We start from the raw sequence: 12,499 nt of genomic DNA on the forward strand, positions 1-12,499 counted from the left end.
TTATTCGTTTAAAGATTCATTTTAGGTAGAAAATATACTGTATTCGCATATTTTCAATCATAATCATTCTGAAAAGCCAATTCACAAATTATTCATTTTGTGCATTCAGTAAAGGAATTGCAGTGCTCAGGTTATTTTTCACCTAATTGTAAAACTGATTTCTTGCTTCCCAAGCCATATTTCATGAAATTGAACATATATCCTAATCTATATTTCATGGAACATAAAAACACAATCTCAGAAGATCAGGGCGATATTAACTCAAGTGAGCAAAGAAGGAAATATCACGAACAACTGGACGAGCAAACAAAGTATTGGCTAGAACAAGACGAAAAATATTTTTTACATCAGGCACTGTCTACCCCAGTGATGAATGTGCTCTCCAAAACCGAAGGAGCATACATCTACGATCTTAATGGCAAGAAGTATCTGGATATGCACGGAAATGGAGTGCATAATGCAGGTTTTAGTAACCAAGATGTAATTGCAGCAGCGATGAAACAAATGCAAGAATCTTTGGCTTTCACTCCTCGCAGATACACCAATATTCCCGCTATTGAGTTTGCGAAAAAGCTCACCGAAGTGAGTCCAGAAGGTTTGGATAGAGTATTGTTTTGTCCGGGAGGTTCAGAAGCAATTGAAATGGCTGTAATGCTCGCAAAACAGATTACAGGAAAATGGAAAACCATTTCTTATTGGGATGCTTATCACGGAACAGGTTTTCAGGCTTCGAGTATTGGCGGGCAAGCTCATTTTATGAAAGGCAATGGCCCGATGGTACCGGGAGCTTTGCGCATAGAGTTTCCGAATTATTACCGAAATCCTTGGGGTTGGACAGACAGAGATCGTATTGACGAAGAATACCTAAGACAGTTAAAAATCTTGATTAAAAATGAGCCAGATATTGCGGCCATTATTGCAGAACCTATTTCGGCAACACCAGTGGTTCCTTCAGAAAATTACTGGCAAGAAGTAAGAAACATTTGCGATAAGGAAGGTATCTTTTTGATATTCGATGAGATTATAGAAGGCTTGGGCAGAACAGGAAAACTCTTTGCCACTGAGCATTATGTTACGCCAGATGTATTGGTTTTGGGTAAATCGCTAGGTGGAGGTTTGGTGCCTTTTGCCGGAATACTCACCAAATCGGAATATAATATCTTACAAGACAGATCGATTGGGCATTTTACGCATGAGAAAAACCCGCTTGCTGCCGCCATTGGTAAGGCAACAATCGAATATATTGATCAACATAAACTAGTAGAAAATGCAGCAACGCTGGGCGAGTATTTAATGGAGCAATTCCATGAATTAAAAGAAGAGTTACCTGTAATCGGAAACATTGCTGGTAGAGGATTTCATATTGGAGTAGAGTTGGTTACTGATAGAGAAACCAAAAAACGCGCATTTGAACTGGCAGAAAAAGTAATGTACAGATGTATGGAAATGGGCTTGGCTTTTAAGATTATTGAAGGCAACATCATCACCCTTAGGCCATCTTTGGTATTAAGTAAAGACGATTGTGATTTCATCATTCAAACAATTAAAACTGCCATTTTGAAAGAGTTAAAAAACTAGGCTTATCTTTTAGCAAACAGCAAAATATGACGTGTGATTTTAAACAGGGCAAATCCCGGCTCAACTACATTTTTTTAATAACACCGTGCGGGCTTATTTAAATTTCTTAATATAGAGCTAAGAATTACATCACATATGACTAAATAACAAAAGATGACTAGAATTAAAACTAATGTTAGACAGCTTGCTGTTGTGCAAATTTGCTTACTGTTTGTTTGCTTCGCTTCAAGTCTGTTTGCCCAAGACGAAAACTACAAAAAGAAATTTGACGAACTAACTAAAAGAACTGAGTGGTTTCGCGATGCTCGATTTGGTATGTTTATCCATTATGGAGCTTATGCAATTCCGGCAAGAGGGGAATGGGTGCAGTCTAATGAAAAAATAAGTGTAGAAGATTACAAACCTTATGTTGATGCTTTTAAACCGGGAAGCTACAAACCAGAAGAATGGGCAAAATTGGCAAAAAAAGCTGGGATGAAATACGCTGTAATGACAGCGAAGCACCACGATGGATTTTGCCTTTTCGATACAAAGTTAACTGACTACAAAATTACCACAAATATGCCCGGTAGAGACTTTGTTAAAGAATACCTCGAAGCTTTTAGAGCAGAAGGCTTAAAAGTGGGTTTGTATTACTCTCTGATAGACTGGCATCACAAAGACTATCCGAATGTGGGGAATCACCCAATGAGAGACAACAAAGAATGGGATAAGAAAAAGTATAACTGGGATAAATACCTCGAATACATGCATGCTCAAATTAAAGAGTTAATGACGCAGTATGGCAAGATTGATATTCTTTGGTTAGACTATTCTTTTGATGATTACGAAAATGAAAAGTGGAAAGCCGCAGAATTGGTTAAAATGATTCGTGAGTATCAGCCAGATATTATTCTTAATAACAGGTTGGTTTTTAATCACGGTGCAAGTAGTATAAAAAGAGAATTTACAGGTTATGGTGACTATGAAACACCTGAACAAGCTTTGCCAGAAAGTGATTTGGTGGATGCCTATGGAAATTCTATTCCTTGGGAAACTTGCTTAACCTTAAACAATACTTGGGGGTATAATGCCACTGATAATGTATGGAAATCTCCTGAGGCAATTATTAATGCTTTGGTAAATTGTGTGAGCAAAAATGGTAATTTATTACTCAATGTTGGCCCAGAATCCGAAGGAACCATTCCACAACAATCTGTTGAGATTTTGACAGAAGTGGGCAAATGGATGGATAAAAACAGTGAAAGTATTTACAACTGTGGTCCTGCAGATTTACCAAAACCAGAATGGGGCTATTTTACTAAAAATGGTAAAAACCTTTATGCTCACTGGACAAACTCTATGATCGGGCACATCAATATCAAAAACTTTAAAAAGGAAGTTGAGAAAGTAACAGTTTTAACCACTGGCGAGCCTGCTGCAGTCTCTGAAAACTGGTGGGGAAATTCTGATCAGGGCAACTACTTTATCAATGTAAAAGCACCCACTTACCTTACTTTTCCACTGCCAGACGAAAATGATACTGTGATTAAACTGGAATTGAAAGAAGAGTAATTTAGCTATTAAACCCATTAAGAAACTGCAATAATTTTATTGCAGTTTTTTTATTTGTCCAGTACAAATACATTTGCCAAAAAAAGCTTTATGTATCAGTTTTTGTTGGCTTCGCACTCTCTTGTTCGGTGGTTAGTTTTAATCAGTTTGCTATTTGCTTTGTTTCGAGCTTACAGAGGTTGGTTTAATAAACTGGTGTTTTCAAAATTTGATAATAGCGTAAGGCATATCACAGCAACCATTGCACATATTCAATTGATGTTGGGATTATGGTTGTATTTCATCAGTCCGGTAATCTCTTATTTTTATTCCAATTTTAGCTCTGCGGTGCATCAAAGAGAAATGAGGTTTTTTGGAATGGAGCATATTACAGTTATGCTGGTTGCCATTGTGGTGATAACCATTGGTTCGGCAAAAGCTAAAAGAAAACCAGACGACATTGCTAAATATAAAACAATGGCCATCTGGTTTTCAATAGGTTTATTTCTCATTCTCACTTCTATTCCTTGGGAATTTTCACCTTTAACAAGTCGCCCAAGTTTCAGAAGTTTTTAGGAGCAAGTTTATAGCTTATTGGCTATTCTTGTCTTTTTTACCAAAGATTTTCTTTATCGGGTTATTCTTTTTTCGTTGTGCTCGTTTTTGTTCTTTTTCAAGCGTAGTTTCTTTTTTCTTAAAGAGATCAAAAAACTTCTCAACAGCACCATCTTCTACAAAATCACTGCAATCTAGTGCCCCTGCATATTCTTCTGGCAAGGCAGCAAATGCAGTAGAAAACTCGGTTCTTAGCGTATCGTTTTGTTGGGCTTTTTGTAAAGTTCTAGCTACCAATGGCAAAGCCAATGTACTACCAGAACCATTTGCTCCTGAGTTAAATCGAATTACAGGCAAGCTAGCACCCACACGACTCACCATTAGCAGAGAAGGGTTGTAACCCACAAACCAAGCATCGGAATAGTCTTGCGATGTTCCCGTTTTACCAGCTAATGGAAACTGTACACTATAAACAGTTCTCATAGAAGTACCTGTACCTTCATTAATTGCTTTCTGTAAAATGGCATTCATTAATGAAGTTGTTTTATCACTCAGTACCTGATCTTCACTTTTCTCGGACTTATGTTCATAAAGCACCTCTCCATCTTGTGTAGTAATAGAAGTGATGTAAAAAGGCTGAACTGGATGGCCACCATTAGCAAAAGCAGCATATGCCGAAGCGAGTTCAAAAACACTTGCCTCTGCAATACCTAAAGCCAGTGCAGGTTCATTTTCTAAGTCTTCGGTAAAACCCATTTTTTGCCAGAGGTTATTCACTTTTTCGTAGCCCAACTCGAAGAGCAAACGAACTGTTGGGATGTTCATAGAGTTGGCAAGTGATGCTGCTAATGAATATTTTCCACCAGAGGTTTCGTCGTAGTTTTCAGGGTTCCAGCCTTCAAAATCTTTTAAAGTAACCGCATCATTATCCAGATAATCGCAAGGCATTTTGCCATCTTCCAGAGAAGCCGCATACAATAAAGGTTTAAATGTCGATGCCAATTGGCGATGTACTAAAACCTGATCGTATGGGTGTGTTCTAAAATCGATACCACCCACCCATGTTTTTACTGCACCGGTTTGCGGGTCGACTCCCAACAAACCTGCATGCAATAAGGTGAGTGCTTGTTTGATGCTATCTAGCTTAGAGATAGAGTCTGAATGAAATCCATCCCAACTAAAAAGCTCTTGTTTTTGCAATTCATCTTTTCTATCTGTTAATCCTAGCCTTTTTAATTCTCTCTCGGCGATATTATCCAATTGACTCTTAAATCTGGCTGATTTGTATTGTGCATCCAATCTCTTTTGCATTTCACCCAAATGCTCTTTAAAAGCTTCTAAAGCATCTAGTTGCAATTGATAATTGAGGGTAGTATGCACAATTAATCCACTTTTCTCAATATCCCAAGTAGTGTCTGTTTCCTCGTTGAGCTCTTTTAGTATTTTATTAGCTTCTTTTTTTACCCAAACCATAAAGTAATTGGCAGGCCCTTCGGCTTCTAGGTTTGCGTAATCCATTACAAGGGGGAGCTTTGTTAAAGTATCAGCCGCTTCTTGATCAAGGTAACCATACTTTTCCATTTGGCTTAACACCACATTTCTTCTTTTAACAGCATTTTCTGGATGAAGACGAGGATTGTAATAGGTGTTTGCCTTTAACATTCCGACAAGTATTGCGCCTTCTTCAGGCTTTAGTTCTGATACAGTTTTATTAAAAAACCTTTTGGCAGCACTACCAATACCATATACATTTTCACCAAAGGGGATAGTGTTTAAATACATGGTAATAATCTCCTCTTTGCTATACATCTCTTCAATTTTAGAAGCGAGGAGCATTTCTTTTACCTTGTTTACAGGCAAGCTCAGTATTCCGTGGTTTTCTCTGCCAAACATATTTTTAGCCAACTGTTGGGTAATGGTGCTACCACCACCAGAGCTTTTATCAGAGAAGAGAATAGATTTAATAGCCACCCTTAAAATACTCTTTGTATCTACACCACCGTGTTCAAAAAATCGAGCATCTTCTGTGGCAATCAATGCATTTACTACATGTTCAGGAAGCTGCTCGTATTTTACATGGGTACGGTTTTGATCGAAGTATTTTCCAATGAGCACACTATCTTCTGAATACACTTGTGAGGCAATTTCATTCTGAAAATTTTGGAGTTCTTTTTTGCTGTACATTTTGCCAAAAGCGCCCATGTTTACTGACGTAATAAAGCCAACAATAGCCACTATAAAAAGAACAATAGCACCTGCTGCGATAAATATGAGTCTCTTATGCCAAGTTTTCAGTTTAATGTTTTTCAAAATATATGATTTAGTCCCAGTTTTTTTCTATTCGATATTAAAGCATTTAATTAAGATACTTCAATAACATTAGTATAAATTATTTTCGGTATGAAAATGTTTGAAGTACTATTATGAGGAGAGAAAAAATTATACCCGAAAGGTTTTATAGGAAGGTCTAAAAAACAAAAACTACCCCGATAATATATCAGGGCAGTTAAAACTAAACGTCTATTATTTAAATCACTTATTCCTTTACTACTTTTACCTGTACTGATTCCGTAAGTGATTTTACTTTCACTATATAAATACCTGTTTGGAGGTGTTTTAAGTCGAAATTAAACTCTCTTGTACTGTTTTCTCCCTCGTAGCTCTGACTTAATATTTGCTTTCCTGCAGTATCAAAGATTGTAATATCAAGATTGTTTTCTGTTGCATTTGTTACCATTAGATTTAGTGTTTCGCTAAATACATTCGGGTAAGGAGTAACAGCCATTTTCTTATTTGATTTAATTTGTACACTTACTACTTTAGTGATGGTAGCAGAGCTATCTTTATCAAGCTGTTTTAATCTGTAGTAGTATATGCCAGATAGATCCTTATCAATATAATTGTATTTGCTACTAGTCTCTGTTGTTTCGTTTCCTTTTACAAAACCGATGGTTTCAAAATTGTATCCGTCAGTACTTCTTTGTACTTCGAAACCAAGGTTATTTGTCTCATTGGCAGTTTCCCATTGTAAATATGCATCTGTTGTATTTTTAACCGAAGCAGTGAAAGAAACCAGTTTAACTGGTAGTAAAGTACTTTCGCCTTCAATGTACATAGATGAGAAACTTGGCACTACAAATTCTACATAGTGACGGTTTGCTTTAAAACCACCAGGGGCAGCATCTGCCGATAAGAAAGTCTCATTTGCTGTACCCGGAGTATCACCATCGTATTTTGCAATATGGAATAAATCAGACACTTTTCCATTTATAGCCAATTGGTCTAATAATGCTGGGATAACATTTTTCTTCTCTCTTAAAGCAAGCATTTCGGTTTGAGTAAAGTACAATCTTATTTTCGCTGCCTGTCCATTAAATTGAGGTGTAATTTTATAGTTACGCTGCATATAAGGCTCACCATTGTGGCTATTTACCTCTTCGTCTATTCTCACTTCTGCAGTGATTAATCCTAAATTGTTACCCAAGTCATTGATACTTGCGATTAGGTTGCCATCTTCGTCTAGTATGTGATAGAAAGCATTTAAGCCTCTAAGTATACATTGTCCTTGTTTTCCTGCATCTGCTAACTCACCCGGAGTAAATGTTGGAGTTGTTACAGAGATTGTTTTTGTACAGCCATACATCGATTTTACATCAATTTGTACAGTCGTATTATTGTCAATCATAAAGATAGAATCTGGAGTATAAGCTGTTGCTGGCTCTGTGCTTAGTTTATATTGGTAACCTCCACCAGCACCAGTAGCTGAAACAAATACTTGCGTTTTGTTAATGCCAACTGGCTGACATTGTGCAGAAGCCCTTAAGGTTAAGTCACTTAATGTTCTAATGTTGATTGGGTCTGTAGTAGCTTCACAACCATAAGAGTTTCTAATAGTCAGTGTGTAATTTCCTGCTACACCAGTTTGCAAAACTCTATCTGTAGACACAATTTGATTTGCTCCGTTTTTCCACTCGTAAGATTCATACTCTCCCGGATCGATGCTAGTTTCTTCTCCAAAGCAAAGTACTTCACTTCTTCCACTAAAATCTGGAGTAGGTTTGTAATATACTTTACCAGTAGTTAACGCACCACCAGAGCAACCAGTTAAGCTAATAGTTACACTATCTAAAGTACTGATAGAGTAGCTATCTGTTGCGGTAATTACTACTTGAGCTGTTGATTCACCAGCACTAAATTTCACAAGTCCGTTATCTAGCCCACTTATTTCGTAGTCTGTGTTTAAATCCATTGAACCACCATAACTTGGCGTTAAAGTAAGTTCTTTAGAAATATCTCCATCTCTGTTGAAAGTAACTAATACAGGATCGGTTGTACAAGAGTTGTAAACTTCGTTAGTCGATACACTGTTATCAATTTCGTTACTATTCAATCCTTCGATTAACACACCTGAATCCCAAAGTCTGTCGCCTACATCACCAATCATCCATTTGATGTGATATGTCTCGCAGCTTTGTACTGCAATTTTAGCAACCAAATTGATTGTGAAACCATCGTATTCGATTGAACCAAAAGCAGTATTATCTTCGATTACACCACCACCATCTGTAGGATTGCCATAGTAAGCATTATTTACAAAGTACTCACTATTTGTATTTTGGTTTACATTGTTAATAGCTACTGGTGTAGTAGTGTTTGGAATAATGGCTATGTTTTGCTCACCAGTGATACCCGGACCACTTACAAGGAAAGCAAAAACATCATTAAATTCACTACCTACATAGTCTATGTATTCTTCAGAAGCGAATGTGTAGTTGAAGCTCAAAGTATCACCAGCTGGTGTTACATCGAACTCTATGTAACACACATCAAATGTGCTACCAGTGGTATAATTGTTAAGTGTCGCGTTTCCATCTGTTCCAAGCTCTGCACTCCAAGAATCATTTCTGTTCATTTGTTCGATATCTGCAGCATAACCTGTAGACATGATAATTCCTTCTCCTTTTCTGATTTGCGAACCAGAGCTTGCTGAATAAGTACCAAATGCTGAAGCTGCACAAGATGTGATTGCCAAGTTTTCAATTGTAACACCTGTTCCAGTAATTTTTTCTTGGAAGTCAGTTAAGCTTGCATCTGGGTCTACAGCTATAATTTTATCAGCCAAAGAAACAAAGTCGATTGCCATGTCACTAGTACTACCTGTTCCCATTGTACCTCTAAATCTTAGTTTAATGGTTGTACCTGCATAACTGCTTAAATCAACTTTTGCTAATTGCCAGTTGTCATCTTGATGACCTGTGCGAGACCAAACTTCTACCCAATTGCTTACACCCGGAACAGCTTGTACTTCTAAAGCCATTTTACCCATTAGCAAGCCTTTCATTGAATAGTCGAAGTAGAAATAAGGATTTGAAAGTGATGACATATCTAAACATGGGCTAATTAATATAGCTTCGCGAAGAGTGTTACTAGTTGACTCTGTATACAGATAGTAGTCACTATTGCTTGCTCTATCTGGACCAGTATAGTTAGTCATGGTTCCACCAGTATTTCTTGTCCAATCGAAATCATCACTATCTCCTTGTGTCCAACCACCCAAATCAGTTTCAAAACTTTCTATGTAAGGGAATGAGCTAATCATATCACTATCGCCACAATTAATCCCATTAATTCTTCTGCTACCTACTGGTGCAGTAATACTTGGTGTATAAGTAATTCCATCTAAAGTGAGCCCAGTAACTTCGAAATCGACAAGGTTATCTTCTGTTGCATCAAGTTTAATATCTACCACTACCCAAAAATAATTGGTGCCTGCTGTTAATACTTGAGTGCCGTTGATGCTAAAGCTACCATCTGGTGATGCTACAGTGCTACCAAATTTAGTTGTAGTAGCAAAAGTATTGCTGCCCGCTGTATAATAGATTTCTGCATTTTCAAAATCGGCAGTAGGGTTAGAAGAACCATTTGTATTTAAGTTTACAGATGATAGAGTTAAAGCAGCTCCACTGTTAGCAGTTACTACTTCAAAACCGACAACGTATGTATTGCTAAGTCCTACAGCAACATCATTGGTGTTTTGTGTAACAGTACTAGAAACATAATCCATTCTAGTAATAATACGATTGCCAACAGGAGCAGTAACAGAAGGAGTATAATCTGATCCGCTAATTGTTAAAGAAGTAGCTTCTGCATCTATTACATTATTTTTTGGTGCATTATCATCAACGTCGTAAACTAACCAGAAATAATTGGTGCCTTTTTGTAAAGTTTGTGTTCCATTGAATGTGAAGGTACCATTCGGAGCAGCTACAACAGTACCAAATTGAGAATTTAGAGAGTATGTTGAGCTTGTTCCAGTATAATAGATTTTTGCATTGCTAATGTCATTTGCAGCATCTGTAGTACCATTGGTATTTAATACTAGTGAAGTAAGGTCTAAAGGAGAGCCACTATTTTCAGTAACTATTTCTATTCCGATTACTTGTTGATCTGAATCACCCGCTCCTACGCTATTTGTATTTTGAGTTACGGTACTTGAAATGTAAGTCATATCCGACTGTATGCCAGCTAAGAATACATTGTCGAAATAGTAATATTGATTATCACCAGTGTTGTTATAAGCTCTAACGATTATTTGTAATGTACTACCATTTAGATTAGTAACAGAAGGAGATGCAGAACCAAAATCGTTGGTGTAATCACCAAATAAAACTTCGGCACCGCCATCGAGTTTGTAATAAACTCTTATATACTCACTGTTGTCTAAGTCGCCAATATCTTCCATTAAATCTATTGAAGCAGTAATATCTGAATAATTTGAGATATCAATTACTTCTGATTGCCAAACAGCTTCTCCATCTAAATCACCACCTAAAAACCTGTTGTCCCAAACTATCCAGTAATCCGCATTATTTGGTGTAGTAACAGACCATGCAGTTGCTCCATTGTCTACAGTTGCCCAGTTGTTGATGTCTTCAAAATCTTCGTACCATATTGTAACAGGAGCTGTGGTAATTGTGCGGTTACCAGCAGGACTTGTAATACTTGGAGTTTGGTTGCTACCACCAACTGTAATTGAGTTAAGTTGAGCATCCAAAACATTGTTTGCTGTAGCATTTGCATCTACATCATAAACCAGCCAAAAATAATTGGTACCTTCTTCTAGTTGTTGAGAACCATTAATCGTAAATGATCCATTTGGAGAATTAATAGTTCCGCCTAGTTGGCTTGTGGTTGCAAAAGTGTTACTGGTACCTGTATAATATATTTTAGCATTTGAAATATCAGTGGTATTTGTAGAACCTGTAGTATTGAATGCCAATGAAGTAATTGCTAATGGGTTAGCAACACCACTTGTAACCACTTCGATACCAATAATCTGAGCATCTGTGCTTCCTTGCTCAACATTATCCGTATTTTGTGTAGTAGTGGAAGATACATAAATCATTGGAGCTCGGCTTTCGAGCAGTATATTATCTATTGCTATATCACTTTGGTAGTTATTACCAGTAACTCCCCTAAATCTTATTTTAATTGTGCTGCCTGTGTAGGCTGATAAATCTAGTTTAGCAGTTTGCCAGTTATTACCTTGGTTGCCATTTATAGTATGAATTGTAGTCCAGCTATTGCTACCTGGTGTAGTTTCAATTTCTAGGTATAATGTACCCATATCACCACCATACATGTGGTAATCGAAACTGAATGTAGGGCTAGATAAGCCAGATAAGTTAAAACAAGGGCTTTTGAGAATAGCAGTACGATTATTATTATTTGTAGCTTCTGTATAGAGGTAATAAAATCCTTCACTAGCATTGCTAGGTCCAGTATTACCAGAAGGAGTGCCATTGTTATTTCTGTCCCAATCGATATTGTCTGAGGTTTCTTGTGACCAGTCGCCTAAGCCTGATTCGAAACCCTCTGAGTAAGGAAATGCAGAAACCTCTGTTGGACATGGGTTATAAGTACCTTCTACCAACACGTCATCAAAATAATGATGCTCATTGTCATCATTATTATCTATTTTAATAATTACTTGTAATGTATTACCACTTAAGCCATTAATAGTTGCTGTAGTAGAAGTAAAGTCATTAGTTTCATTGGCAAATCTTTGTTCTGCTCCACCATTTAATCTGTAATATGCTCTTATATAATCACTTCCTTCCTGAGTTCCTTCCTCTCCTAACAATATGGAAATAGTTACATTGGAATAATTAGAAATATCAATAGTTTCAGAAGTCCATACTGCTTCATCATCTACATCCGATCCTCTAAAAACACCATTATAGGTTCCCCAATAATCTGCCCACCATGGGTCAGAAGTAGACCAGGCTGTTGTGCCATTGTCTGTTCTGCTTCCATTAGACAAACCAGAAAAGTCTTCATTCCATATTGTAGTCTGACCAACAGCTTGGAATGCAGTTGAGATTAGTAATAGTATAAACAGTGCTGGGCTATACTGTTTGTAATTTGCGTTTAGTCTATTTTTAGTCATTTTCTTGACTTCTTAGTTATTTATTAGATAGTTGCTTTTATAACTGCAAAATCTAGTACTGTAAAAAGAAGGGGTAGAAAGCGAGCTGTTAGGTAAATGTGCCATTAGGAGTTTTTTAAGAAAAACATAGCACTTTTAGAAGATTCAATACTTGAATGAAAGGTTTTTTAACTGATGTCTAATAAACTGTTTTTAATAAATTAAAGTAGGCTATTTATTGTTAATTCGACATTTTAGGAAAAGTGTTGAAATAATTTAAGATGAGATTTTAGTAAGTCGATCAATAAAAATCACTGATGTAATATATTTTTTGATTTGAAAAAAAGGGAAGGCATATAGAAAAGGTCTCTTTAAAAAGGCCTTCCCATTATGGGAGGCTTTACA

The 12,499-nt window shown here is 36.8% G+C and carries 5 protein-coding genes; 3 read left to right on the forward strand and 2 right to left on the reverse strand.

Translation table 11 applies throughout. From position 1 onward, the window contains the following. Positions 1-216 precede the first annotated feature (216 nt). From pbfA to OQ292_RS35345, 3 genes are all read left to right on the forward strand, one after another. Positions 217-1,578, forward strand: coding sequence for a (R)-1-hydroxy-2-aminoethylphosphonate ammonia-lyase (gene pbfA, locus OQ292_RS35335; RefSeq protein ID WP_284688979.1), 1,362 nt, complete (start codon positions 217-219; stop codon positions 1,576-1,578). Between the two features lie 153 nt (positions 1,579-1,731). Next, positions 1,732-3,132: an alpha-L-fucosidase gene (locus OQ292_RS35340; RefSeq protein WP_284688980.1), complete on the forward strand. Its 1,401-nt coding sequence runs from the start codon at positions 1,732-1,734 to the stop codon at positions 3,130-3,132. 90 nt (positions 3,133-3,222) lie between these two features. Then, positions 3,223-3,687: a hypothetical protein gene (locus tag OQ292_RS35345; RefSeq protein ID WP_284688981.1), complete on the forward strand. Its 465-nt coding sequence runs from the start codon at positions 3,223-3,225 to the stop codon at positions 3,685-3,687. A 15-nt stretch (positions 3,688-3,702) separates the two neighbouring features. Here OQ292_RS35345 and OQ292_RS35350 read toward each other — a convergent pair whose 3' ends face one another. Together OQ292_RS35350 and OQ292_RS35355 are read right to left on the reverse strand one after the other, a co-directional pair. Further along, positions 3,703-5,976: a transglycosylase domain-containing protein gene (locus tag OQ292_RS35350; protein WP_284688982.1), complete on the reverse strand. Its 2,274-nt coding sequence runs from the start codon at positions 5,974-5,976 to the stop codon at positions 3,703-3,705. A 226-nt stretch (positions 5,977-6,202) separates the two neighbouring features. Beyond that, a complete protein-coding gene (locus OQ292_RS35355; protein WP_284688983.1) occupies positions 6,203-12,115 on the reverse strand; it encodes a choice-of-anchor L domain-containing protein in 5,913 nt (1,970 codons plus the stop codon). Between the last annotated feature and the right edge of the window lie 384 nt (positions 12,116-12,499).

Origin of the sequence: Chondrinema litorale (assembly GCF_026250525.1) — a bacterium.
Classification (GTDB): Bacteria; Bacteroidota; Bacteroidia; order Cytophagales; family Flammeovirgaceae; genus Chondrinema; species Chondrinema litorale.

Excerpts from the sequence above, each read along its gene's own strand:
- pbfA (WP_284688979.1), top strand. The coding sequence starts at position 217 with ATGGAACATAAAAACACAATCTCAGAAGATCAGGGCGATATTAACTCA.
- OQ292_RS35340 (WP_284688980.1), top strand. The coding sequence starts at position 1,732 with ATGACTAGAATTAAAACTAATGTTAGACAGCTTGCTGTTGTGCAAATT.
- OQ292_RS35345 (WP_284688981.1), top strand. The coding sequence starts at position 3,223 with ATGTATCAGTTTTTGTTGGCTTCGCACTCTCTTGTTCGGTGGTTAGTT.
- OQ292_RS35355 (WP_284688983.1), bottom strand. The coding sequence starts at position 12,115 with ATGACTAAAAATAGACTAAACGCAAATTACAAACAGTATAGCCCAGCA.